Here is a 25,568-nt window from a genome sequence, read left to right as displayed (position 1 = left end):
CCTCTATGGGTGGCTCTTTTTATTGAAAGGGGTGATTCCATTGGTGTAGTAAAAGGTAAGAAAAAATGTCTTTGATAAAAAACAAAAAAAATTAGAAGAGGTGATTGATTATGGTAAAAATTTTTATTGATCCAGGTCATGGAGGAACAGATCCAGGAGCAGTGGGGAATGGCTTACAGGAGAAAAATTTAACGCTGCAAATTGCGACACGTGTAAAAAATATCCTTTTGGCAGAATACAACAACGTAAGTATTTTGATGAGTCGGACGGGAGATTCATTTTTGTCTTTACAGGAGCGCACGAACCAAGCAAATGCTTGGGGAGCCGATTATTTTGTTTCAATTCATATTAATGCTGGAGGTGGGACAGGCTATGAGGATTATATATATCCAGGTAGCGGCTCTCCTACTACTACGTATCAAACGAATATTCACTCTGAAATATTGAAGCTTGTTAATTTTTCGGATAGAGGAAAGAAAACAGCTAATTTCCATGTCCTACGTGAATCGAATATGCCTTCGATTCTTACAGAAAACGGGTTTATTGATAATGCCAACGATGCAGCTAAGCTCAAGACTTCCTCTTTCATTGAATCTTTAGCTAGAGGTCATGTAAATGGTATCGTAAAGTCCTTTGGGCTTCCTAAAAAGGCTACAGCTGTTTATCACACGGTTGTAAGCGGAGACACTGTCTATGGACTTAGCCAAAGATACGGTAGTACAGTTCTGCAGATAAAAGATTGGAATGGTCTAGACTCCAATTATACGATTTATGTTGGTCAAGTATTAAGAGTAAAATAAGAAGGATGCATCAAAAAGAAAAAGCGCGGGGTATATTTACTCCACGCTTTTCTTCCTCTACTTTGTATTAATGGTTACACCTTGCAGCTTCAAATACTGACCATCTGAAACAGTTAAATAAGTATCAGCTTGTACATTTTCATTCGTTACGATATCTTCCAGCTGATGAGAGCTGCTCTTAGATACTTCGTAATAACCTAATTCAGAATCTGTACCTAAAGTGATCTTATATTCTCCTGCAGGGAGATCTTTTCCAATCTTATACATACCATCCGTGTAGACATTGTCTTCTGGAATAACTGAAGGTGCCTGGTCTACCGCATACATTTCTCCATCCTGGAATTTAAAATATTCCCCATCTTTAAGAGTCACATAGGAATTTGCACCCTTACTTAAGTTATCGTTGAAAATAATACTTTCCAATGCTCCGGAGCTATCTTTAGAGCTCTCGATATACGTGTAGCCTTTTGCAAACACTATATATTCTCCAGCTGGAATATCGGTCCCAACCTTGTAAGTCCCCGATTTAATCTTCCCGTCATCCTTCTTTTTGGTTTCCTCCTTTTCCTCTGTAGGTTTGTCAGAGGTAGTGGTATCATCCGTTTTGTTTGTAGTTTGATCGGTTGCGGTATCATTTTTAGCGTCTTCATCTCCGCCACCTGTAGTTAATACAATGATTATAATAATGACGATTACCCAGAACCACCACTTTTTATAAAACGGCTTTTTTGACTTTCCCATATATTTCTCCACCAATCATAAGAAAAGATTTGTTTAAACATTAAGAGGTTGCCCAATAATGTTATTTTTTATGAGTTATGATAGAGATTTAATTACTAAAAAAGGAAAGATAAAGGAGTTCATTGTTAGAAAGGAGAATAGTGTATGAAGACGTGGCGAGAATAAAATTATTTTGGTGATTTTTTTACAGGGGATATATGAAGTGTCTACTTCTATAGATTAGGGGAGAAAGATACATTCCACTATAAATATTATGCGTAATAGATATTGCAGCAGGTAGTGTAAAAGGTTTATCAGGAATGCGACAAATGAAGAGATACATTGATGTTAGAAAAAATAAGAGTAACCTTGTTGGTATGTGCAATTGTATTTGGAGTTTTAGATTTACTAACCGAACTGAATTTATTACCTTTTATGGCGTTGTTCATAGGTGCAAATTGTTTTCTATTAGGGTTAAACGATTTAAAAAAAGTGAACAAAGTATTTATGGGTTATACATTTATGATGATCTCTTTGATACTAGTTTTAATGGCTATAATCAGTTTATTTAAACCTTATTAAACTAAGTTTGTACTATATTAAAAAATGAGCTTGGCAAAATGTTTACCAGCCCATTTTTTATATTCTTTCTTTATTATAGCTATATTAATCTATTCCATATTCCTTGATGAGTGTCTCCATTTTTCTGCCGAACTCACGATCCAATTTTCGTACTTCATTTAAAATTTCATTTGCCTTTGTAATTTTATCTGGGTCGTTGGCATCCATGCCGGCTGCAACCTCACTAAATGCAATGTGCTGCTTGCTAATGGCATCTATTAGTAACTCATGGGTAGCTGCAATATCATCATTAGGGGGAATGATTGCTTCTATGTTTTCTAGTACAAACATATTTTGCGGCAGTATTTCTTCATAAATGGCAGTAGCAAATGTATAGCTATCGATTTCACCATTTGATGCACCCATTCTAAGTTCATCCCACTGTACCGCTAAGTCAGATACCTGCATATAAGCGTCTCGTACATCATCAACATAATACTGTATCAATTCCTTGTCGGCTGTCACAACTTCTGTTTTTTCTTCTTCCTTCGTAACTTCTTTTTCTACTTTAGTTTCAGACTCTTCTTCCTTTTTGACGACTTCCACCGTTTCCTTCTCGGGCTTTGCTTCCTTTGAAGATGGAGAACAGGCAGTCACTCCTAGAATAAGGGAAGTTAACCCTATCATGAACCATTTCTTCATTTTATTAACCCCTTCCTGTAATTGGAAAGTACTATATTTTTAGTACACGGATCTTTCATACATCTTTTAAACGGGCTAACAAATGCGATACCAGTGAAGGACATACTAAGACCTTCCTAAGCTGATTTCTTTTTATTTTCGATGAATAAAAAATCACTTACTTAATATATTCAGATGAAAAAATGAAGTCACTGCTATTTGGTTAATGATCGCTTGTAAAATAGCTTTTGTGTGTTGGTAATAGGGTGTTTTAAGGGGATATAAAAATATAAATAGCATAATCCTGATTAAACGCTAACATTTACAAATAAGTGATTGTAGCAGCAGGTCACGACACCAGGATGATGGCTTAACCTAAACAACTGAAAGCGTCTGTCAGAAGTTATATTCACTCAGATGTTTTGAAATAGGGAAGGAGGGTCTTGGAAATAAAAAAAGATGGACATGAATATATCATGCCATCTTAATGTCTTTTGGTGTATATGTGATTTTTTTACAAATCAATCTATATTATATTCAAGTAGTAAATTCTCCATCTCTCTTCCAAATTCGCGATCAAGTTTTCTTACCTCACTCAAAATTTCGTTCGCCTTAGTCATTTTATTGGAATCGTATGTGTCCATAGCAGTAGCAACCTCACTAAATGCTATATGCTGTTTATTGATTGCGTCTATGAAAAGTTCATGGGTACGAGCAATTTCATCATTCGGAGGGACTATTGCTTCAATTACTTCAATAATAGCCATGTTTTGGGGTAACAAATCTGTTCTGATTACTTCAGCGAATTCTGGAGGAGTTACCTCTCCTGTGGAGGAGCCTATTCTTAGAGCATCCCACTGAGCTCCTAAATTAGTAGTCTCCATATAAATTTCCCTAACTTCCGTGACATACGTTTCAACAGCTTCTCGATCTTTAAAATTTTCAGGTACTTTAGTAGATACCATTTCTGCCTCTGTTTTACTAGCTTTAAGTTCTATTGGTCGTTTTTCCTTGTCAGCTATTGGGGGAGTAACCTCTTCATTTGAATTACAGGCAACTAAGTAAATAGTGCACGAAAGTAAAAATAATAATTTTAGTCCTTTCCTCATATTTTCTCTCCTTTTCTTATTTAGGTTGTAACACACATATATGGAAGGTTTTTCTTGAACTATAAAACTTTACCCTTCGTCGCAAAAAGAAAAACCAAAAAAGGAGAAAATTGTATAAAATAAATGAAAAATAGAGTATTTAATATTTTTTAGTAGAAATGTATGTAATAGTTGTTAGAATAATGGTTTTTCAAATTGGTTCAGATGGGCAATCACAGCTAGTTGACCAATATGGTAGGCCTCGTGACCATACACATGCTGAAATACCCAACCAATTGTCGGAACTGATGGAGGGATCCACCCGTCAGAAAATGATGGCACGTCTATAAGCTGGTCAAATTGTAAAACATCCAAAGAGTTAAGAATAAAATCAGTTTCCATTCTGATTTCCTCGTAAGCTGTTAAGATTTCTCGAGGTGGTGAATAAGCATCAACAGTAACTTTAGGTTTCTTTTTAAAAGCTATTTCATTGATCCAGAAATCCTCACTTGTGGCTATATGAGATACTACCCAGGCTACATTATTAGAGTAATTAGGGTGAACTTTCACCCAATTTTCAACAGACAAATTTTTAAGGTAAGGTATTAAGGTTTTTCGAAAATCGTTACGATAAGGAAATTGCAATTTGAATCTTCCTTTCCACGGTTAGTAGATTATGATTCTCTTTTGTTAAGTTCTTTCATAAAAAGACGAGGGGGAAGTGTAGACTTAAGGTGTAAAAGCAAGATAAGAAATTATTAGTAAAAACAAAACCCCCTCACATATAAATGTGAAGGGGTTTTTCGATGATCTAAACAGAAATGTCCACTTTCTAGTTTAGATATGATATCGGCTCTACGTAATCATACTATGATACGGAAATAAGTCAAGAGATTATTAGTGGATATGTCGGTAAACTCCAACTACTTTTCCTAAAATCGAAACTTGGTTCACAATAATAGGGTCCATAGTCGAGTTTTCTGGTTGTAATCTAAAATATGTTTTTTCTTTAAAGAACCGTTTCACAGTAGCTTCGTCGTCCTCAGTCATTGCAACTACAATATCCCCATTATTAGCAGATTGTTGTTGTTTAACCACAACATAATCTCCATTCAAGATTCCAGCTTCAATCATACTGTCACCCATAATTTCTAACATGAATAGATGGTCGTCCGATGTACCAAACGTTTCAGGTAAAGGAAAAAATTCTTCAACATTTTCAATAGCTGTTATAGGCATACCGGCAGTAACTTTACCAACCAAAGGAACATGCACAACACCCTGTCTTTCCACAGAAACTTCCAAACCGTCCAATATTTCAATAGCGCGTGGTTTTGTAGGATCTCTCCGAATTAACCCTTTACTCTCTAATCTTGCTAAGTGACCATGCACTGTAGAGCTTGAGGCAAGTCCAACAGCCTCGCCAATTTCACGTACGGAAGGTGGATAGCCTTTTTTACGAACCTCTTCTTTTATAAAAGCTAAAATATCTTCCTGTCTTTTCGACGCTTTCTTCAATGAGTTCACCTCTTTTAGTAATAAATTACCTACTATATTAATACTTGTTAATAGTATAACAGTGTCCTATACAATATGCAAACATAGGTTCTAAAATATGTTGACAAAAACAAATGTTCGCATTAGTATTAAAATATAGATACGAACAAACATTCTTATTTGGAGGTTTTAACATGAATTGGGTAAAAAACAATTATTTTTTAGCGTTATTTTTAGGACTTAATCTAATTTTCATAACAACTATGGCTATTACACATACAATCTCGGCAGAAAAAGATTACGAAATTCATATAGAACAAGGAGATTCCCTTTGGGGACTTGCTAGTGAATATGGAGTAAAAGATTCAAAAGAAGACTGGATAAGTAAAGTTATCGAAATGAATAATTTATATGATACCTCTATTAAACCAGGAGATGTTATAGTAATTCCAAAGGTAAGTGAGAACTATCACTTAAATTATGGAACAGAGGTAGCAGGAGAATGAAATCAGTTATTTATTGTCGGGTAAGTACAGACAAGTCTACTCAAGAAACTTCACTAGAGAGACAAGAAGAAGAGTTAATAGATTTTGCAACAAAACAAGGTTATGAGGTTTCTCAAGTATTCTTAGACCAGCATAGTGGGTACGATGTGGAGAGAGATGGCCTACTAGAAATGCTTAATTATGTGAAGGAAAATGATATTAAAGCTGTATTTGTCCAAGATGAAACTAGAATCGGCAGAGGAAATGGGAGAATGGCAGTCCTTCATATGCTGCAGAAAACGAATACTACCGTATTTACATTGCAAGATAAAGGGATATTAAACCTTAATGAAATGGATTCTATGCTTTTAGAAATTCTTGCCCTAGTTGAGGAGTATCAACGCAAAATTCACAACGCCAAAATTAAACGTGGGATGAAACGAGCAATCTCGCAAGGTTATAAGCCAGAAAAGAATTTAAAAACTCGAGGGAATCCTGAAGGAAGAGATCGTATAGATATACCGGTTGATGAAATAGTCCGGTTAAGAAATGCAGGACTAACTTATGAGGAAATTACATCTACTCTCAAAGGGTTAGGATTTCATATAAGTAAAGCTACCGTACATAGAAGATATATTGAATATAAAGAAGCACACGAAGAGTAAAGACTTGCACTTCGTGTGTTTTTTTCATACCTTTATATAAGAGATAGCTGAAAGGATGAAATTAAATGTTAAGTAAAGAAAAATTAGCACGTATAAACGAGCTGTCAAAGAAATCTAAGTCTAGTGGATTATCTATTGAAGAGGCAAAAGAACAAAGTGCACTACGCAAAGAATATTTGGAAACATTTAGAGCGACGATGAGAGATACAATTGAACATGTGAAAGTTATTGACCCTTCTGGAAATGATGTAACGCCAGAAAAGGTCCAGCAAGCAAAAAAGGGTAAATTTCTGAATTAACTAATCATTTTAGAAACCTTGATAATACAGAGATTGTTGTCTACACTAATAATATAGAAAAAAATTTGTTCGAGAGGATGTCATTCATGTCATTACAATCAGATTTATTAGCAATTACGACTATACGTACTCTTTCTATCGATGCAATCGATAAAGCAAACTCTGGTCACCCTGGTCTTCCAATGGGGGCTGCACCAATGGCTTATACGTTATGGACAAAACATTTACGCCACAATCCGAGCAACCCTAATTGGTTTAACCGCGACCGTTTTGTTTTATCTGCTGGTCATGGCTCTATGCTGTTATACAGCTTGCTACATCTTGGCGGATATGATCTTCCAATGGAAGAGATTAAAAACTTCAGACAGTGGAACTCTAAAACTCCCGGACATCCAGAATTCCGCCACACTGCTGGGGTAGAAGCAACTACTGGTCCATTAGGACAAGGAATTGGTATGGCTGTAGGTATGGCAATGGCCGAGGCTCATTTAGCTGCCACTTATAATAAAGAAGGACACTCTGTTGTTGATCACTATACGTACGCGTTATGTGGCGATGGGGATTTAATGGAAGGTGTAGCTGCTGAAGCTATTTCACTAGCAGGCCACTTGAAGTTAGATAAATTAATCGTATTGTATGATAGTAATGATATTTCATTAGATGGAGATTTACATAAATCTTTCTCTGAAAATATAGCTAAGCGTTTTGAATCTTATGGATGGAATCATATATACGTAGAAGATGGAAATGACATCGAAGCTATTTCTGCTGCTATCGATAAAGCTAAATCACAAAATGATAAGCCAACTATTATCGAAGTTAAAACAGTCATTGGATTTGGTTCACCAAACCGATCAGGTAAAGCAGATGCGCATGGTATGCCACTTGGAAAAGAAGAATCTCTTTTAGCTAAAGCAGAGTACAAATGGTTATTTGAGGAAGATTTCTATGTTCCAGAGGAAGTATACGAGACTTTCAAGGAAGCTGCAGAACGTCAAGGCGTTCAAGAAGAAGCATCTTGGAATGATAAATTTGCAGCATATGAAAAAGAATTCCCAGAATTAGCAGCAACTTTAAATCAAGCGATTAAAGGAGAAATGCCTGCAAACTTTGCAGATGCTCTTAAATCATATGAAGAAGGTTCTTCACAGGCAAGTCGTGCTGCTTCAGGAGAAGCAATTAACGCAATTGCTCAGAATCTACCTTCATTCTTTGGAGGAAGTGCTGACTTAGCTGGTTCTAACAAAACTACTATTAAAAATGCTGGCGATTTCTCTGCTGAAAACTATGCAGGTAAAAACATCTGGTTTGGAGTACGTGAATTTGCAATGGGAGCTGCACTTAACGGTATGGCATTACATGGTGGTCTTCATGTATTTGGCGGTACATTCTTCGTATTTAGTGATTATGTTCGACCAGCAATTCGTCTATCTGCCTTAATGGGATTACCAGTTACTTATGTATTTACACATGACAGTATTGCAGTAGGAGAAGATGGTCCAACTCATGAGCCAGTTGAGCACTTAGCATCACTAAGAGCGATGCCAGGTCTATCAGTTATACGACCAGCTGATTCAAACGAAACTGCTGAAGCATGGAAGCTAGCTGTTTCTTCTAAAGATCAACCGACTGTATTAGTTCTATCACGTCAAAATCTACCAACACTAAAAGGTTCTGTGGAACAAGCAAGTGAGGGAGTTGCAAAAGGTGCTTATGTCGTTTCTCCAGCAGAAAATGCAGAAGGTATCTTATTAGCAACTGGTTCAGAGGTTGGGCTAGCAGTAGAAGCTCAAAAAGCTTTAGCGGATGAAGGAATCCAAGTTTCTGTAGTTTCTATGCCTTCATGGGATAGATTTGAAAAACAAGATGCTGCATATAAAAATGCAGTACTACCTTCTAATTTAACAAAACGTCTTGCGATTGAGATGGGATCTTCTCTTGGTTGGCATCGTTATGTTGGATTCGAAGGGGACGTAATTGCAATCGATACATTCGGTGCAAGTGCTCCTGGTGAAATCGTTATGAAAGAATACGGATTTAATGTAGAAAATGTTGTTTCTAAAATGAAAAACTTACTACAAAAATAATATTCTTATGTGCAATTCGAATACTTGGTCTTAAAAGTATTCGAATTGCTATTTTTTAAAAGAAATTATATAGAATGCCTAGCCAATTTATAGTATAATTTCAATTGGTGTCTTGTACACGTAGAGAAGTTGGTAAAGGAGGAAAAACATTGGATACTTGGATATGGGTTGTTATAGTAATTGTCGCTTTAATCGGTGGTGTTGTAATTGGATTTTTTGCAGCACGTCAATATATGATGAAATATTTGAAAGAAAATCCACCAATCAACGAACAAATGCTACGTATGATGATGGCACAGATGGGTCGTAAACCATCCGAAAAACAAGTGAAACAAATGATGAACCAAATGAATAAAATGCAAAATAAATAATAAAGCCACTTAGCAAAGTGCTTTCTGACTATAGACAACTCATTTATATTTGAGTTGTCTATAGTCTTTTTTTATGAACAATCCGGCCAAATTATAGAATAATTATGTAGTTGAAACTTAATATTGCTTAAATCGTAATAAGTATTAGAGTGAGGGATATAAAAAATGTATAACCATGAATAAGCCACTGAGAAAGGTGAGATACAAATGAAACAATATCAATTCAATGATGTGTTATACATGAAAAAAAAGAATGCTATTCAAGTGGAAAACAGGGAGAAAGAGAGTGTTGGAACCATTGAAGAAGCAGATATTTCAAGATGTGAAAAGGGAAGTGTAGTGTCATTTACTGCTCACAAGGGATCCGAAATTAAGATCGGGATTAAAAAACGAAATATCAAAAACTTTCTTGTTGCTACATACATCATTGAAACAGAAGAGAAGACCTATTTTTTGAAAGATAAGCAAGGGAATAGCCTACTCTACTTTTGTGTTTTAGGAAATATTGATGAACAAGACATACGAATTGAGGAAAATTGGAGCAACGAGATAGAAGTGAAAATAAATCAAATTCATATCGCTACTATTAAACCAAATGAATTCACGCTTAAAACAACTATACTCACTGAGGACCACATTTGCGAATCATCTTTACTTTTTGCTGTTATTATTTTGATGTACTTTATGTATAAAATTTATAAGAATGAATCCGAATCTATTGAAAATATATTTTTGGATTAATATAGGTACAACTAGGTACTCAAGTATAATCTTAAAGTCTTAATATAGAAGCATTCAATTGGATTCATTGAATTTTAGGATTAGTCGATTGTTTTTGTATTTTCTACTAGTAAAGGTGTTACTCTGCGTATCGAGTAATGTCGAACGATATTTACAAATCCAATAATGCTTTTCTTAATTTCGCTAATTCGAAGTACTCTGCATCATTTCATACCTTTCAATATCATACGGATTATGTGTATATTCTATCCCGAACTGAGCTGTCGAGCGAACATGTTCTAATAACTTTAATTTATTTTCCATATATAATCCTCGCCTTATTAATGCAAAATCCCCAATTGATATAACTCCTTTTATTACATTATTAAATTGGAATATTTTTTTATACTATCTAAAAACCAAATGGAAATGATTTCTAAGCTTCTAGCGGACGTTTTCCATGAAATGAGCGTTAAGATCATCATGTTCAATGTCCAGCTACATTAAAAGAAGATGACCCAAGTATTAAAGGTCATCTTCTTTATCTGTTAGAAAAATTTAGAATCAGTTATTCGTAAAAGTTTGTATCGGATTCTCTTCTCCTAGCAGGTCATATTGCTTTAAGAAATCAGAGACGATTTCCTCATATTCCTTGCTATTCTCATTAAACGATTTAGCATGAGCCCCAATATCAAATAGCTTTAACATCTTTGGACCTCTTTTCTTTTCATATAAGTCCTCAGTCATTTTCGGTAGTATAAAATCGTCCTCCAGGCTATGAATAAATAGGACAGGCTTTTCAATTTTGTCTACTACATCAATGGGGGATACTAAATTCAGGGTGTACCCATCTCGAAACTTTAAGAAAAAATTTGCAAATCGGATTGCTAAGCTTGAACGAAGAGGGGTTGTTTGAGTCATAATGTGATACACTTGCTCTTCAAAGTTGGAAAATGCACAATCGGAGATATAGAAATCTGCATCATCCACAATGGAACCAGCATAGAGAAGGGTGGTGGCTGCGCCCATGGATTCTCCATGTATACCAATAACTGCATTTTCACCTGCCCTTTCTCTAACGGCTTCCACAATAGCCTGTAAATCCATTTTTTCATAATAACCGAAGCTTGTCGTTTTTCCACCAGAATCCCCATGTCTACGGTGGTCATATACAACACTATTAAATCCCAGTCGTTCAAACATCCTAACAAATCTAAGTGAATTGATCTTGTTCTCTGTAACGCCATGACAAATAATAACGTAGTTACTCGTTTCTAATGGCTCGATGAAAATCGCTTTAAGTGAGTATCCGTTTTTAGAGGGGATCCATCGCTCTAATTTATTTACTGCTGTATACCAAGCTTCATCAAATCGTTTGGATGTAAGCTCCCGGTTATAAATAAAATCATCTTCTTTTTTCTTCATATACATAAGTTTGTTTGTAAGAAAAAAGCCGAATATAGTAGCAACAGCAGAAATAATACTTGTAAAAATACTCGTCCAAACAATTACTCTTTTTCTCAAGGTCAACACCTACTTGCTTTTAAATAGTTTATACATACCTGTTTCAATTGGTCTGGACACATAAGGAGAAATTATGTCGACAGCGTTTAATAATTCATCTATGTCGATATTAGTGGTAATATCCATTTTATGTAGCATATTCACGACATCCTCAGTTGCTACATTGCCTGTTGCACCCGGTGCAAAAGGACACCCCCCTAAACCACCAGCCGAAGTATCGAATCGAGATACACCTGCTTGTAACGCTGCAAATATATTGGCAATACCCATTTTGCGAGTATCATGAAAATGGGCAGTAATTAATGTATGAGGAAACACATTTATTAACGTATGGAAAAGTGCGTAGCTTTCTTTTGGATTCGCCATTCCAATAGTGTCCGCCACGCTAAGCTCTTGTACACCCCATGACACAAATTCCTTACATAGTTCAGTTACTTTTTCCGGATCGACTGCACCCTCAAAAGGACAATAAAAAGCAGTGGAAATACATGCACGGACAAAATATCCGTCTTCTATTAATTTTTCTACAAGAGGCTTTAATTCATTCATACTTTCTCTAGTAGTTTTGTTAATATTTTTTTTATTAAAGCTATCTGAAACGCCAACAAAAACAGCGACACTTTTAGCTCCATTTTCCAATGCTAGGTCTATTCCTTTTTTGTTTGGTGTTAGTACAAATTGTCTACCCACTTTTTTCGCATTTGTAACAATTTCTTTTGCATCACTCATTTGTGGTACCCATTTAGGTGACACAAAGGAGCTTAGTTCCATTTCCTCTACCCCAGCTTGTTGAAGTTGCTCGATAAATAACAGCTTTACATCAGTTGGTACTACATTTTTTTCATTTTGTAGACCATCCCGTGGACCTACCTCGATAATTGTCACTTTTTTTGGTAAACTATACATATTCATCCCTCCCTCTTTTATTGTAAAGAAAGGTTGGTTGAACAAGCAAATTTTAAAATTTTTGTTTCATAGTTTTATTGAAAATAGGGGATATGAAGGAGGAAATTCACGTGACAAATGAAGTTGTAATCGTAAGTGCAGTTAGAACTGCTATTGGTTCTTTTCAAGGCGCACTAAAGGATGTTCCGGCAACAAAGCTTGGAGCAATTGTAATTGATAAGGCTTTAGAAAAAGCTGGAGTTTCTAAGGAATCAGTGGATGAAGTAATCATGGGGAATGTGCTTCAGGCTGGTCTTGGACAAAACCCTGCTAGACAGGCTTCTATACAAGCAGGTTTACCACAATCCGTTTCGGCTTTAACCATAAATAAAGTATGTGGTTCAGGTCTTAAAGCAATACATTTGGCAACACAAGCGATTATTGCTGGAGATGCAGATATAGTTGTTGCTGGTGGTATGGAGAATATGAGTCAAGCTCCATATCTATTAAAAAATGCTAGAGAAGGGTTCCGAATGGGCGATCAAAAAGTAGTAGACAGTATGGTTTCTGATGGTCTATGGTGTGCTTTTAACGATTACCATATGGGAATAACAGCAGAAAATCTTTGTGACCGCTATGACATTTCACGTGAGGAGCAGGACAAATTTTCTGCTCGGTCTCAAGCAAGAGCAGCAGAAGCTGTAGAGACTGGCAAGTTTAAGGATGAAATAGTTCCTGTTGAGATTCCTCAAAGAAAAGGCGAGCCTGTTATCTTTGATAAGGATGAATATCCGAAAAAAGGGTCAACAGAGGAAAAGCTAGCTGGTTTGCGTCCTGCTTTTAAAAAGGACGGTTCAGTCACGGCTGGAAATGCTTCGGGTATTAACGACGGCGCAGCAGCTGTTGTCGTAATGTCCAAACAAAAGGCTGAGGAACTAGGCTTAAAACCATTAGCTACAATTCTTGCTAATGCATCTGCTGGAGTAGATCCAAGCGTGATGGGAATTGGACCTGTGGAAGCAGTGAAAAAAGTGTTGAATAAATCAAAACTATCCTTAAGTGAAATCGAGCTAATTGAAGCAAATGAAGCTTTTGCTGCTCAATCTATAGCAGTAGATAGAGAGCTTGCCTTCAATCATGATATACTAAATGTAAATGGTGGAGCAATTGCTTTAGGTCATCCAATCGGTGCAAGTGGTGCTCGAATTTTCGTTACTTTACTTCATGAAATGGAGAAAAGAGATGCTAAAACGGGGCTTGCGACACTTTGCATAGGTGGAGGACAAGGAGTAGCCACTATTGTGAAACGCTCATAAAGTAGGTGAATAATATTGGCTAAGAAGAAACAAAAAAGACAGCAACAGCCTAACTTTAAATCTTCAGCTGTAAAAGAAGATGGGAATTCTCTTTCAGATCAGCTTTCTATGGATGTGCTTGCTAAGTTAAAAGAAACTAAGAAGCAATTAGTAACAGCTGAGCAAGAGAAGGAAGAAGAAAGACAGGCACAGCTTGCTTTTGAAAAGAAACAAAAAGAAAAAAACAAATCCTTCGAAGAATTGCTCGATGAGTATGGCTTTGGTGGTTCTAAGTTCTAAAAAAAATGAATGGCCCCTAGAATTTTGCGGACAGCAAAATTTTAGGGGCTATTTTTGAATCATAATGAGTGAAAATTTATAACGATACTGACCAGGTAATTTACTTCAGAGGACTAAAGTTATTTAACTTATGAACTAGAAATTGATTATATGAACTTATATTTATCTCCACTTTAATGTAAGAAATACTTTACTTTATGTCTGGTTTACTTTACATTAAAAGTAATTAACAAGCAGCGGAGGTAATAAATGGAGATAAAGAATCGATTAAAAGAACTGAGAGCAAGGTCCAACCTTACGCAAAAGGACTTATCAGAAAAAGTAGGTGTAACACGTCAGACTATTGTCTCGCTGGAGAAAGGAACCTATGTGCCATCGCTGTTACTCGCGATGAATATAGCGGAAGTGTTTCAGGAGCCAATTGAAAAAATCTTTTTCAAGGGGGATGGCAAATGAAGATTGTTCTATTTGAAAGTATCAGCAAAATCATTATTATAGGGGTGCTTGCATTTGCAATGGGGTTTGCTTATGAAAACATCTGGTTGATGGATGAATTTGATAGAGGGTTGTCAAACGGTGAAGTTATAAACGTGGAAGTAAAATTTAGTTGGTGGCCATTTATCCTCAGTATTTTATTAATGATACTTCAATCAATTCTGTCTCTAAGATTGAAGTCAAAAAAAAGGGCAGACATCCTTTTGAAGTTTGGAGAATTTCAAGATGGAGATGAACGGGAGCTGAGCATCACCAATAAAGCATCCAGAGCTTCTCATGTTGCTTTTACATTGAGTGCAATTACTGCAATGTTGATTATGGTTCTTTCTACAAATTACATTTATCTACATCCTGCATTTCCTATCTATTTATTTGCAGGAACAATAGTTGCTTCCAGCATAGCTTATGCTATAGCATGGTGCGTTGAATATTATAAGTGAATGAGGTTGAGAGAAAAATAAATTAAAGAACCGTGAAATCTGTAGCTTGATTTCACGGTTTATTTATTTAAGAAGCCAGCTGATTCTTGTAAGACAATCTTTTTGTTCGTAGAGAAGGTTGCGACTCCTAGCGCGTGGGAGAGACTACAGGCTAAGGCCACGTGCCCCCAGGAAAGCGTCCACCGTAGCGGAGAACTACTGGGTTCGAATTTCTTCTCTATTATGAACTTTCAATTAAGCAAAAAATACAGCATTAAAATCTATTAAGCTTGGAGATATATTTCTAAGCTCTTTTTTCTGTTCCTTTTTAAAACCATCTGTAGCTAACGTCATCCTACGACTATAAAAGTTTATAAAATTTTCAAATAACTAATTGATAAAAATACCCAGTTATACTATGATTATCATAACAATATTATAGACAGGTAATATACATGTCTTTTTATAGAGGAGTGACCGTTAAATGAGGATGGCAAAAGTGGGGATTCTTTTAGATAGAGAGGAAACCGAAAAACAGTGGAAGAAAGGGGAAAATGTATTTGACCGCTATTTGGAAGAGATTCTTGATCATGTAAGACTGCCTTATAAAAAAATAGATTCAATCGAGGAGCTTGACTCCTTTGATTTAATGATGGTGGCTTGTTGCCCTAATACAGAAGCTGCTAAAACTAAAATTTTAGATTATGTAGAAAATGGAGGTACAGTAATTTCATATGGCGATCTTCATTGTCTAAAAGAAAGGTTAGGCTTCAGTTCCCATTCTATTCCTGCTATAGGCTATGCAGAGCTTTCTTCTTTTCTTAACCAGTCAACGTCTCTTCGTTATTTACACGCGGATCCATGGGTCTATTTTGGAGATCAGTTAGAGATCCAACAATTTGGAGCGTTACTAGAGGGCAATGGAGATGCCCTTCTTCAAATTAAATATGGAAAAGGGACCATTGAACGCTGGGCCGTCTCTATTCCCCAAACAATTGTAGGCTTACAGCAAGGTACTGCTCCTATAACAGAAGACGGAGTTCCTGCTCCCGACGGAAGTGCAAACTTGGATGAGGAGATATTAAAGGCGGACGACGGCTTTATGCTCGATTGGGACCTAGACCGAACGGTTACTGAAACAGGTATGCCTTATTTTCCCCATCCGTATGCTGATTTATGGAGAGAAGCGTTAATAGAGCATTTGGTAAAGTGTGCTCTCGATAAAAATCTTACGCTTCCTTTCATTGATTATTGGCCAGCAGGAGTAGAACATGTTGCTTTAATCTCTCATGATAGTGACTTGAACGTGGACGAATCAGCACAAATAACGTTAGATACCCTAAAGGAAGAAGGCGTGCAATCGACTTGGTGTATGATTGTGCCTGGATATAATCCTTCTATTTACAATCAAATCAAGGCAGATGGGCATGAGCTAGCTCTACACTATAATGCATTAGAATCAGATAATGGAATTTGGTCAGAAAGTGCCTTTCATGCACAGCTTACTTGGTTGCAGCAGACAGTGGGTATAGAACAAGTGACGTCCAATAAAAATCACTATACGAGGTTTGAAGGCTGGGGAGAATTTTTTACTTGGTGTGAGAAATATGGAATACAGGCTGATCAATCGAGAGGTCCTAGCAAAAGAGGAAACATAGGCTTCTTATTTGGCACGTGTCAGCCTTATTTCCCTATCGCTTGGGCCGATGAAAAAAATCGAATGTATGATGTGCTAGAGATTGGTTTTCTGACCCAAGACTTGAACCATAATACGTTAGCGGATGCGACGGTTATCGAACCATTTTTGGAAGGAGTCAAACGAGTGAATGGAGTTGCTCATTTCCTATTTCATCAAATCCACATCTATCAGCAACCGCCAGTACGCGAAGCGATTATCCAACTAATCCGTATGGCAAGGCAGCAAGGCTTCTCGTTCTGGACTAGTAAGCAAATTAATGATTGGGAAAGAGTAAGACGTCAGGTTAAAATTATAGAAGTATCTGAAGAGAATGGTGTGGTACTTAGTGAAAATTCGGTTGCCGATAAGCTCGTTATTCTAATGCCCGTTCCAAAAGAAGATGCACAAACGGTCAAACGTTTTGGGCTGCATTGTAAGATGGTTTCTGCTACAAATCACCTTTTAAAGGAAGCGTAATGTTGGAGGGTCTAAAAATGAAAAACAACACTTTAGCGATTTTAGGTGGGCAAAAGGTTAAAACGACTCCATTCGGAACTGGGAAACGCTTTGGGATGGAGGAAGCAACGGAGCTACTAGAGGCACTAGAGCAAAATACACTCTTTTATCATTTCGGTAGCAAGGTTAAGAAATTTTTAGCAGATTTTAATGATTTATATCATGTGAAGTATAGTGTGGCTACCTCATCTGGAACTGCTGCGCTGCATGTTGCTCTAGGAGCAGCTGGTATTACAGTCGGTGACGAGGTCATAACTAGCCCAATTACAGACCAGGGTACTGTAATTGGTATCTTATATCAGAACGCTATACCTATATTTGCCGATTTAGAGCCAAATAGCTATAACATGACAGCTGAAGCCATTGAAAAGGTAATCTCACCTAAAACAAAGGCGATTATTGTTGTTCATCTTGCTGGAAACCCATGCGACATGGATTCCATTATGGAACTTGCTAGAAAGTACAATGTAAAAGTGATAGAGGATTGTGCCCAAAGCTATCTCACTACTTACAAAGGGCGCTTAACTGGCACAATTGGTGATTATGGATGCTTTAGTACAAACGACTTTAAGCATATATCTACAGGCGATGGCGGAATTGTTACTGTAAATTCCGGGGAAGAGGAAGATTACTTTACCACTCATGCATTTGCAGATAAAAACTATAAAAGACATGACAAGGAAGTTGTAAAAGATATTCAATATCTGGCACCTAACTATCGTATGACAGAACTTCAAGGTGCTGTTGGTATTGCGCAGATAAAAAAACTGGATTGGATATGTACGCGAAGAAATAAGCTTGGAGAACGATTGAGTAGTGGAATACAGAATACCAAGGGCATACGGCCAATGAAAATAACAACTGGGGGATGGTGCAGCTACTGGTTTTATATGCTAACGCTCGACTTAGATGTGTTAAGCTGCACCCGTGAAGAGTTCTCAGCGGCACTTACAGCAGAGGGTATTCCAAATTCACCAGGGTACATTCCACAAGTGTTATACGCACAAAGCCTATTCCAACAAAAACAGGCTTACTTAAATAGCGAATATCCTTTTAGTCTAGGTGAGTATAGTTATCAAGCCGGTAGCTGTCCAAATGCTGAAGAAATTTTGAAGACAGCGATACGGTTAGATATAAATGAGTTTTTTAGTGATCATGATATAGAGGATATGATTACTGCCTTAAATAAGGTAGCTGCCCATTATTGCGTCTAAAGGAGAGCCTATATGTATAACAAACTTATAGATCATGGAACTCCGGTTGTCGCGGAGGAGGAGCGAACAGCTGCTATATGTACGAAGGAACAAGCGAGTAAATTAGTAATTGCGGCCAAGGGCTTTGTGTTAATAATCGACTTAGAAAAAGGAACAAGCAAGCAAGTTTTCTTTCCACTGGAAAATAAAGAATACCCTTTTGCCTCATTTAATAGTGGAGGCTTATTTTATACGGGGGCAGGTAAGATGCTGCTCGTGTTAGACCCTTTCAAAGAGTGCTTTGTGGATTATCAAGTAATAGAGAATGGTGAGGAAATAGTCGGTTTTAGCTTTGCAGAGGACAGTGAGGGAATGATTTATTTCACTACATACCCTCACTGTCACTTGCTTTCCTATGATAGCAAATCGCAGCATGTTGTAGATTACGGCTCTATGCATGCCGAGGAAAAATATCCAGGAACAGTAGCTCTTGATACGCACGGATGGGCTTATATGGGAATTGGAACTGAGAAAAGAGATATAATAGCCTACCATTTAATAACTGGCCAGAAAAAGAGTTTGCTTTCCTCTCATCAAAGGCAGAAGGGAGCAGGCTATGTATATCTTGGAAACGATGGTACTGTCTATGGACACATAGAGGCATCCGACTTAAAGAATGTGTTAACGGCCTCTCAGTGGCTAAAGTTTTCTCAGGGAGAATGTAATCCAGCAGCGGACGTTGCACCTTCTAGTTTTATAGGAACAGGATTTCAAAAAGTCCACATTCCAAATGAATCAAATTATCAGATCGAGCACTACAGCTTATCTGAAGGGCTTGTTCAAATTAGTCATAAGGATAGTGGGATACAGAAAACGATTCATTTAATATACCATTCGGAGGGAGCGGAACTTTCAAGTCTTTTTCTCGCTCCAAACGGATTTATCTATGGTACGTCCATGCACCCTCTACAATTTTTTCGGTATGATCCAACCAAAAACTCTCTTCAAAATTTTGGAGCACTAGAAAAGGGAGGGGGAGGAAATATTTGTGCCTATGCTTCCCATGAAAATCTGTTAGTGGGAGTGGCATACGCAGGTGGAAAGCTATATGTTTACGATTTAGATCAGCAATCTTCTATTCCTCGTTTAGTTTTAGAAGAGGATCAGATTCATCGACCTCGCTGTGCCCTTGCCTTGAGTGGAACGAAAGAAGTAATATGGGGTGGGTTTCCGGGCTATGGACTAGTTGGTGGTGCCTTGGCAATTTATAATATGGATACAGAAAAGCAGGTCGTAATACGCAATGAAGATATATTACCCTTTCACAGTACTATTTGTCTTAGTGAGCTCAGTAACGGAGATATTATAGGGGGCACAAGTGTAGAGGCACCTGGAGGAGCAGTATCAAAAGAACAGGATGCACGCTTATATGTGCTTGATCGAACAACCATGCAACTAAAATGCAGTTTCGTACCCTTTAATGGAACACGAGAAATTATTGCTATTTATACAGATATGTATAATCGGGTGCATGGTGTTACTGGGCTAGGAATGTACTTTATATGGGATACTGAAATGAATTCTATTCTTTCCGGAAAAGATCTATCCAGTTATGGGGAACCTATTCGTTCAGGCTTCGTTTATGACGAGCCTAATCACACGCTTTACTGTCTTATGTCAAACGCACTTATTGCGATTGATGTTAAGCAACCATGCCCCGAACCAATACTTAAGAAAGGGTTAGAAGCTAAAGCGAGCAGTGGTACTGTTCTATTTAATGGAAGAGTTTACTATGGTAGTGGCAGTCATTTATATAGTGTAAGTATAGAATGATGGGGTGAAGAAATGTATGCATTGTCCACTTTACATCAACAGGGTGCGCCTTCTCTTTTGCGATTAATGGAACGTAAAAGAGATTGGGAGAACAAAAGAGATGCAATCGAAAAAATTTGGTTACAATGTATTGGTGGGGTCCCACCTTTAGTACAAACACATTTTGATATAATCTCTTGGAAATCGTATGAAGATTACTATTTAATAAAGATAAGGTACGACACTGTTTTCGACGATATGGTTCCAGCAAACCTGCTAATACCGAAAGGAAGTAACAGCAAAAAGGTTTCTACTAAAGATGACGCCATAGAGGTTTTGAACTCTAGTCACAAACAATATCCCTCCGTTATTGCGCTTCATCCAACGAGCGACAACGGGAAGGATGATGTAAGTACAACAGAGGGACGGCAAAACAGACAATATGGACTTGAGCTTGCTAAGAGAGGCTATGTAGTACTTGCCCCAGATACGATAACAGCTGGAGAACGGGTGCGACAGGACGAAAAGCCTTTTCAGACAGCAAGCTTTGACGCCGCATATCCGAACTGGTCTGCAGTAGCTAAAATGCTTGTGGATCATCAGCAGGGAATAAGTCTATTAGAGAGCTTAAATTGTGTAGACAGCGATAAAATAGGGGTGATCGGACACTCACTTGGAGGCTACAACGGTTACTTTTTAGCTGGCGTAGACCGTAGAATAAAGGCAGTAGTATGTAGTTGTGGATTTTCAACATTTGCAGGAGATCCGGAGTTACATCGTTGGGGAAAACGAGATTGGTTTAGTCATATCCCCCAGTTAAGTAACTACATAAATGATGATAAGGTTCCTTTTGAATTTACTGAAATAGCTGCATTAGTGTCACCTACTCCTTTTTTTCTATGGATGGGGCAAAATGATTCTATTTTCCCCCATTGGAAACCAGCTGCTGAAGGACTTTTTGAACTAAATTCATTGTATAAGTGGATGGATTGTACAGAAAAAATCCAAACATTAATAGGGAACTCGGGTCATGACTTTCCCTATGAAATTAGGCAAGCAGCTTACTTATTTTTAGATAAATGGTTAATGAAATAAAACTACCAACCTTGCACATGTTATGATAGATTCATATCTTTATATAGCGCCAATTTTGGCAGGGGAGTTGTAAGCATTGATAAAACGACAAAGTGACTTTGAAAGTCGTTATAACAAGTTTATCCATGAGGTAAAACAAGAGATTATTACAGGGAAGATTAAACCTGGGGAATTTATATTGCCAGAAAATACATTAAGTAAAGAATATGCGCTTAGTCGAGTTTCCATAAGAAAAGCGTTAGCAGAGCTAGTGGAAGAAGGGCTTATAGAAAAAATAGCAGGAAAGGGAAACCGGGTAACCCTGCCTGATGATACACAAAAGCAAACATTAACGCTTGGTTGGTTTTCAAACTCCTATGAGATTGAGGTTATTAAACAAATCATTCAGAGATTTGAACAGTTGAATCCTTATATTAAGATAAATCTCGAAATCTTACCTAATGATCAGTACGTTTATAACCTTATGCAGTCGTTTAAACATGGTACTGGCCCGGACGTTTTTATGGTTTCAGACTATCATTATAGACAGCTGATGGAGACGGATCACTTAGATCTTATAGACCCCTATTTACCAGCACATATAGATCCGATGAAGGATAGTTATCACCAAGTTTTTCGAATGTTTTCAACGGAAAACAAAATGCATGTTACCCCGTTTGTTTTCTCGCCAGTAATGATCTGCTACAACAAACGCATATTTGAAAAAGCAGGCGTCCTAAACGATTTTCATATAGAAGATTGGAATGATCTGTTAGAGGTGTCCAGAAAAACAACACATGAACTAAATGAGGATAATTTAGTGAATGAGTATGGTTTTTGTTTTTCCTCCTCTACTAACAGATGGCCAGTTTTTCTATTACAAAATAAAGGAAGCTTTAAAGATTCAACCGGAACTAAGCCGGTGATGAACAGTAAGGAAAATATAGAAGCGTTAGAGTTTTGTGTAGATTTAATGTACAAACATCAGGTTTCCCCTATTTTTTCACATGGTAGCAATGACCTCGCTGAGAACCTGTTTATGCGAGAAGGGGCAGCGATGATCTTAACTACCTATTATTTTATGAATGAATTCAGAGACCATAAGATACAATGGGATGTAATTCCACCGCCTAAAAATAAAGATGTAGGCACACTTTTACTTGGAGGGGCACTTGGTGTCCATGTAGATAGTCCAAATAAGCCAGCCGCACATGCACTGATCGATTTTATGGTTAGTGAAGAGGCACAAATATTGATAAAGAAAAATGGATGTACGATTCCAATGCTGCGAAAGGTTGCAGAAGACAATAGAATCCTCCAGCCGGATATTCATCCAGAGCATTACAATGCCTTTATTGAAACGATGCCAGACGCTAAAACGATCAAGGATTTACACCTAACGATTGAAGAATTTGAGTTAATTGAACGAGAAATGCATTTTTTATGGGCAAATATGGAGAAACCAGAGGAAACATGCCAAAGAATTCAACAGCTTTTAGAATAAGATTAAGTAGTTTTAAAGGTAAATAATCATTTATTGGTACAAGAGGTGGAATTGAAATTCTCAAGCCACTAGCCTAAGAATATGAATTCTATTGTATAAAAAGTATGATTCTTTCAATGAATTCATAAAGTAATAAGAAATAAATTGAGATGAATGAAGATTTTAGATTGAGAAGATTTAATCTTTAAAAGGTTAGATAAACAAGAGGTGAATGGTATGGAGCTGACAGGCTGGAGAGGAACGCTATATCGATACATGGACTGGGGAATGCGGCTTGCCTATATAAACATCCTTTGGTTAGGCGGAATCATCTTAGGACTAGGCGTTGTAGGGTTTTTCCCAGCTACAGTTGCTATGCTATCGGTTATACGCAAATGGAGCTATGGTGAAGAGGATATAAAAACCTTTCGTTACTTCAAGGATATATATAGAAAAGAATTGTTGAATTCTAATATCTATGGTTATATTTGGTTTATTATAGGCGTTATTCTTTTTGTAGATTTGCAGTTTTTTCGTAGCCTTCCAAATATACCAGCCTTAATAGCATCATTTTTCTTCTTTATATTAGGTATAATTTATTTGATCGCTTTATTGTATGCTTTTCCACTTTATGTCGGTTATCAGATGAAGCTTTCCCAGTACTTCAAGGATTGTATTTATATCGTTTTGGCTCATCCTTTGTTTGCGGTGTTCATGGTTTTAGGTTTTTATTTCCCCTATTATTTAGTCATGAAAATTCCTGGACTCATACCTTTTTATAGTGGGAGTTTAATAGGCGTTACTTTAATATTTCTATCCAATAAACTGTTTAAAATTATTGAATCAAAACAGCAAGAGCCAATTGAATATAAGAAATAAATAATTTTAGAAAAATATTGAATAAATGTAAAATTTAAACTAAAATTGGTAAAATAAATACAGGTATTATACAGGTAAACAAATTGGTAAATAGCTTTAAGGAAAGGGGAAATAAGTTATTGTTACTCAAAATAAAGACGCTGAGACAGTTGTTCCGACAGTAGCTCACGTCAAGGAAAAACCAAAGCCCCCAAATAAAAATTCTATTAAGCAAAAACTGTGGCGGGATCGGTATCTATTGCTACTTCTTTTGCCAGGTGCCCTTTACTTTTTAATCTATCGATATATTCCTATGATTGGATTATTGTTAGCATTTAAAGATTATAGTCCATTCCAAGGATTTCTTAAGAGCCCTTGGGTTGGATTAAAACACTTTCAATCCATTTTTGAAGACTCGGAGGTTATACAAGTAATTTGGAATACACTTCAGATTTCCATGTTACAAATTATTTTTGCATTTCCTATTTCCATTATTTTAGCACTTATGCTGAATGAGTTAAGAAACCAAATGTATAAACGATTTCTGCAGTCTGTTGTATATATGCCTCACTTTCTTTCTTGGGTTGTGGTAGTTGGAATAACTGTTATCTTTCTACGAAGTGAAGGTTTAATAAATAACTTTCTTGGATCTTTTCTAGATATGAATCCTATCCCTTTTCTAACAGATCCGGCGCTGTTTAAACCGATTGTTGTATTGCAGGTCATCTGGAAGGAGTCTGGATGGGGTACCATATTGTTTCTAGCTGCCTTATCCGGCATCAGCCCTCATCTATATGAGGCAGCTGTCATGGATGGTGCGAGTCGCATGAGACAAATTTGGCATATAACATTGCCTGCATTAAAAAGTACGATTGTTATTTTATTAATCCTTCGTTTAGGAAACGTGATGGACAGTGGTTTTGAACAAATCTTTCTAATGCTAAATCCTTTTAATATGGAATCGGGTAATGTTCTCGATACGTATGTTTATTTTAAAGGAATACAGCAGGCGAATTTTAGTTTTGCAACAGCTGTTGGTCTATTTAAAGGAATAATTGGCTTGATTTTAGTGGTTCTTGCAAATAGGCTTGCTAAACGATTTGGTGAGGAAGGTCTATATTGACCATTTGAAAGATTCAAGTTGACGTGTCTTTATGGAAGACTATCATCTGGAAGGGGGTATGTTCATGTTTAGGTCTTCAGGGGAAAAAGTAATGGATTTTTTCAATGGTACAGTTCTCTTATTAATCGCAGGAGCCATGCTTTTTCCTTTTCTATATATTTTCTCGGTTTCGTTTTCTAGTGTTAGTGATGTATTAAATAGTGATTTCTTGTTATGGCCAAAGGAATGGGTGACTGATGCTTATACGTATATATTAGGCTCTGATCAATTTATTCGTTCGTTGTTCGTAACGGTATATATTACTGTCGTTGGAACATTAGTAAATCTATTTTTTACTACGACGATGGCTTACTCGCTAACTAGAAATATTTTAGGGCAACGAACAATTCTATTTCTAGTATTGTTTACGATGCTATTTTCAGCAGGGATGATCCCTACCTATATTATTGTAAAGGAAACGGGATTATTAAATTCCTTATGGGCTCTTATAATTCCTGTGGCGATTAGTCCATTTAATCTGATCATTATTACACAGTTTTTTAAAGGAATTCCAGAGGAACTGACAGAGGCGGCATTAATAGACGGTGCAAACGATATCCAAATATTTACTCGCATTATTTTACCTTTGTCGAAGCCAGCCTTGGCAGCATTCGGTTTATTTTACGCAGTAGGTCATTGGAACAGTTATTTCTCAGGGGTTCTATATTTAAATGATCCTGCAAAATGGCCGATTCAAGTAATTTTAAGGCAAATTGTAATAGTCAATGAGCCTAATGCGGCACTAGGGGGGCATGCAGCAATGCTGGAAAATCTTCCACCTCCCGAAACCGTTCAGATGGCTGCTATATTGTTAGCTACTTTACCGATTTTAATCGTCTATCCATTCTTACAAAAACACTTTGCTAAAGGAGTGATGCTTGGATCTGTTAAGGGGTGACT

The 25,568-nt window shown here is 36.9% G+C and carries 28 protein-coding genes; 20 read left to right on the top strand and 8 right to left on the bottom strand.

Annotated elements, in window-relative coordinates:
• Positions 1-110: 110 nt before the first annotated feature.
• Positions 111-800, top strand: coding sequence for an N-acetylmuramoyl-L-alanine amidase family protein (locus tag MKX96_RS12000; protein ID WP_169360795.1), 690 nt, complete (start codon positions 111-113; stop codon positions 798-800).
• A gap of 57 nt (positions 801-857) precedes the next feature.
• Here MKX96_RS12000 and MKX96_RS11995 read toward each other — a convergent pair whose 3' ends face one another.
• Complete coding sequence (locus tag MKX96_RS11995) at positions 858-1,541, bottom strand: hypothetical protein (protein ID WP_340883757.1); 684 nt, start codon at positions 1,539-1,541, stop codon at positions 858-860.
• Positions 1,542-1,865: 324 nt separating this feature from the next.
• On the opposite strand from MKX96_RS11995, the gene MKX96_RS11990 reads away from it, so the two are divergent.
• Positions 1,866-2,102: a hypothetical protein gene (locus MKX96_RS11990; protein WP_340883756.1), complete on the top strand. Its 237-nt coding sequence runs from the start codon at positions 1,866-1,868 to the stop codon at positions 2,100-2,102.
• 84 nt (positions 2,103-2,186) lie between these two features.
• On the opposite strand, the gene MKX96_RS11985 is transcribed toward MKX96_RS11990, so the two are convergent.
• The 4 genes from MKX96_RS11985 to lexA form a co-directional block, all read right to left on the bottom strand.
• Entirely contained in the window at positions 2,187-2,783 is a 597-nt protein-coding gene (locus MKX96_RS11985) for a hypothetical protein (RefSeq protein ID WP_340883755.1), read from the bottom strand.
• Between the two features lie 500 nt (positions 2,784-3,283).
• On the bottom strand, positions 3,284-3,871 hold the full coding sequence (locus tag MKX96_RS11980; protein ID WP_169360799.1) for a hypothetical protein: 588 nt from the start codon (positions 3,869-3,871) through the stop codon (positions 3,284-3,286).
• A 174-nt stretch (positions 3,872-4,045) separates the two neighbouring features.
• Positions 4,046-4,495 (bottom strand): DinB family protein, encoded by a 450-nt coding sequence (locus MKX96_RS11975; RefSeq protein ID WP_340883754.1) that lies wholly within the window; start codon positions 4,493-4,495, stop codon positions 4,046-4,048.
• A 252-nt stretch (positions 4,496-4,747) separates the two neighbouring features.
• Positions 4,748-5,368, bottom strand: coding sequence for a transcriptional repressor LexA (gene lexA / locus MKX96_RS11970; RefSeq protein WP_169360801.1), 621 nt, complete (start codon positions 5,366-5,368; stop codon positions 4,748-4,750).
• 173 nt (positions 5,369-5,541) lie between these two features.
• Between lexA and yneA the strand changes: the two genes are divergently transcribed.
• The 6 genes from yneA (at position 5,542) to MKX96_RS11940 (ending at position 9,995) form a co-directional block, all read left to right on the top strand.
• Positions 5,542-5,853: a cell division suppressor protein YneA gene (gene yneA / locus MKX96_RS11965; RefSeq protein WP_298472269.1), complete on the top strand. Its 312-nt coding sequence runs from the start codon at positions 5,542-5,544 to the stop codon at positions 5,851-5,853.
• Positions 5,850-6,497: a YneB family resolvase-like protein gene (locus MKX96_RS11960; RefSeq protein ID WP_298472271.1), complete on the top strand. Its 648-nt coding sequence runs from the start codon at positions 5,850-5,852 to the stop codon at positions 6,495-6,497. Before yneA ends, MKX96_RS11960 begins: the two co-directional genes overlap by 4 nt.
• A 65-nt stretch (positions 6,498-6,562) precedes the next feature.
• Positions 6,563-6,796 carry a DUF896 domain-containing protein gene (locus MKX96_RS11955; protein WP_169360804.1) on the top strand — a complete coding sequence of 78 codons (234 nt, stop codon included), beginning with the start codon at positions 6,563-6,565 and terminating at the stop codon, positions 6,794-6,796.
• An 86-nt stretch (positions 6,797-6,882) separates the two neighbouring features.
• The gene (gene tkt / locus MKX96_RS11950) at positions 6,883-8,883 is read left to right on the top strand and encodes a transketolase (RefSeq protein ID WP_340883753.1); all 2,001 of its coding nucleotides are present in this window, start codon (positions 6,883-6,885) and stop codon (positions 8,881-8,883) included.
• Between the two features lie 149 nt (positions 8,884-9,032).
• Positions 9,033-9,254, top strand: coding sequence for a YneF family protein (locus MKX96_RS11945; RefSeq protein WP_144537029.1), 222 nt, complete (start codon positions 9,033-9,035; stop codon positions 9,252-9,254).
• Positions 9,255-9,461: 207 nt separating this feature from the next.
• The gene (locus tag MKX96_RS11940; RefSeq protein WP_340883752.1) at positions 9,462-9,995 is read left to right on the top strand and encodes a hypothetical protein; all 534 of its coding nucleotides are present in this window, start codon (positions 9,462-9,464) and stop codon (positions 9,993-9,995) included.
• A 183-nt stretch (positions 9,996-10,178) separates the two neighbouring features.
• Here the strand turns inward: MKX96_RS11940 and MKX96_RS11935 are convergent, their stop codons facing one another.
• From MKX96_RS11935 to MKX96_RS11925, 3 genes are all read right to left on the bottom strand, one after another.
• The gene (locus MKX96_RS11935) at positions 10,179-10,298 is read right to left on the bottom strand and encodes an NUDIX hydrolase N-terminal domain-containing protein (protein WP_340883751.1); all 120 of its coding nucleotides are present in this window, start codon (positions 10,296-10,298) and stop codon (positions 10,179-10,181) included.
• Between the two features lie 240 nt (positions 10,299-10,538).
• A complete protein-coding gene (locus tag MKX96_RS11930; RefSeq protein WP_169360808.1) occupies positions 10,539-11,498 on the bottom strand; it encodes an alpha/beta hydrolase in 960 nt (319 codons plus the stop codon).
• A gap of 9 nt (positions 11,499-11,507) precedes the next feature.
• A complete protein-coding gene (locus tag MKX96_RS11925; RefSeq protein WP_340883750.1) occupies positions 11,508-12,404 on the bottom strand; it encodes a hydroxymethylglutaryl-CoA lyase in 897 nt (298 codons plus the stop codon).
• Positions 12,405-12,514: 110 nt separating this feature from the next.
• Here MKX96_RS11925 and MKX96_RS11920 point away from each other — a divergent pair, with 110 nt between their 5' ends.
• The 12 genes from MKX96_RS11920 to MKX96_RS11865 all read left to right on the top strand — a co-directional run bounded on the left by MKX96_RS11920 (position 12,515) and on the right by MKX96_RS11865 (position 25,566).
• Entirely contained in the window at positions 12,515-13,699 is a 1,185-nt protein-coding gene (locus MKX96_RS11920; RefSeq protein WP_340883749.1) for an acetyl-CoA C-acetyltransferase, read from the top strand.
• 15 nt (positions 13,700-13,714) lie between these two features.
• Complete coding sequence (locus MKX96_RS11915; protein ID WP_169360811.1) at positions 13,715-13,978, top strand: YqkE family protein; 264 nt, start codon at positions 13,715-13,717, stop codon at positions 13,976-13,978.
• Positions 13,979-14,227: 249 nt separating this feature from the next.
• Complete coding sequence (locus tag MKX96_RS11910; RefSeq protein WP_093496836.1) at positions 14,228-14,434, top strand: helix-turn-helix transcriptional regulator; 207 nt, start codon at positions 14,228-14,230, stop codon at positions 14,432-14,434.
• The gene (locus MKX96_RS11905; RefSeq protein ID WP_340883747.1) at positions 14,431-14,913 is read left to right on the top strand and encodes a hypothetical protein; all 483 of its coding nucleotides are present in this window, start codon (positions 14,431-14,433) and stop codon (positions 14,911-14,913) included. Before MKX96_RS11910 ends, MKX96_RS11905 begins: the two co-directional genes overlap by 4 nt.
• Positions 14,914-15,376: 463 nt before the next feature.
• Complete coding sequence (locus MKX96_RS11900; RefSeq protein ID WP_340883746.1) at positions 15,377-17,047, top strand: hypothetical protein; 1,671 nt, start codon at positions 15,377-15,379, stop codon at positions 17,045-17,047.
• 17 nt (positions 17,048-17,064) lie between these two features.
• A complete protein-coding gene (locus MKX96_RS11895) occupies positions 17,065-18,300 on the top strand; it encodes a DegT/DnrJ/EryC1/StrS family aminotransferase (RefSeq protein WP_298472289.1) in 1,236 nt (411 codons plus the stop codon).
• 12 nt (positions 18,301-18,312) lie between these two features.
• Positions 18,313-20,112 (top strand): hypothetical protein, encoded by a 1,800-nt coding sequence (locus MKX96_RS11890; RefSeq protein ID WP_340883745.1) that lies wholly within the window; start codon positions 18,313-18,315, stop codon positions 20,110-20,112.
• Positions 20,113-20,124: 12 nt separating this feature from the next.
• Entirely contained in the window at positions 20,125-21,186 is a 1,062-nt protein-coding gene (locus tag MKX96_RS11885) for an alpha/beta hydrolase (protein ID WP_340883743.1), read from the top strand.
• A gap of 76 nt (positions 21,187-21,262) precedes the next feature.
• The gene (locus tag MKX96_RS11880; protein ID WP_340883742.1) at positions 21,263-22,669 is read left to right on the top strand and encodes an extracellular solute-binding protein; all 1,407 of its coding nucleotides are present in this window, start codon (positions 21,263-21,265) and stop codon (positions 22,667-22,669) included.
• A 216-nt stretch (positions 22,670-22,885) separates the two neighbouring features.
• The gene (locus tag MKX96_RS11875; RefSeq protein WP_340883741.1) at positions 22,886-23,527 is read left to right on the top strand and encodes a YesL family protein; all 642 of its coding nucleotides are present in this window, start codon (positions 22,886-22,888) and stop codon (positions 23,525-23,527) included.
• 205 nt (positions 23,528-23,732) lie between these two features.
• Positions 23,733-24,629: an ABC transporter permease gene (locus tag MKX96_RS11870; RefSeq protein ID WP_169360831.1), complete on the top strand. Its 897-nt coding sequence runs from the start codon at positions 23,733-23,735 to the stop codon at positions 24,627-24,629.
• A 64-nt stretch (positions 24,630-24,693) separates the two neighbouring features.
• Positions 24,694-25,566, top strand: a complete 873-nt coding sequence (locus MKX96_RS11865) for a carbohydrate ABC transporter permease (RefSeq protein ID WP_298472299.1) — start codon at positions 24,694-24,696, stop codon at positions 25,564-25,566.
• The last annotated feature ends 2 nt before the right edge of the window (positions 25,567-25,568 follow it).

It is taken from the genome of Psychrobacillus sp. FSL W7-1493, from assembly GCF_038004905.1.
Classification (GTDB): domain Bacteria; phylum Bacillota; class Bacilli; order Bacillales_A; family Planococcaceae; genus Psychrobacillus.
Note: the sequence above shows the minus strand (reverse complement) of the source record. Positions and strands in the feature narration are given on the sequence as shown.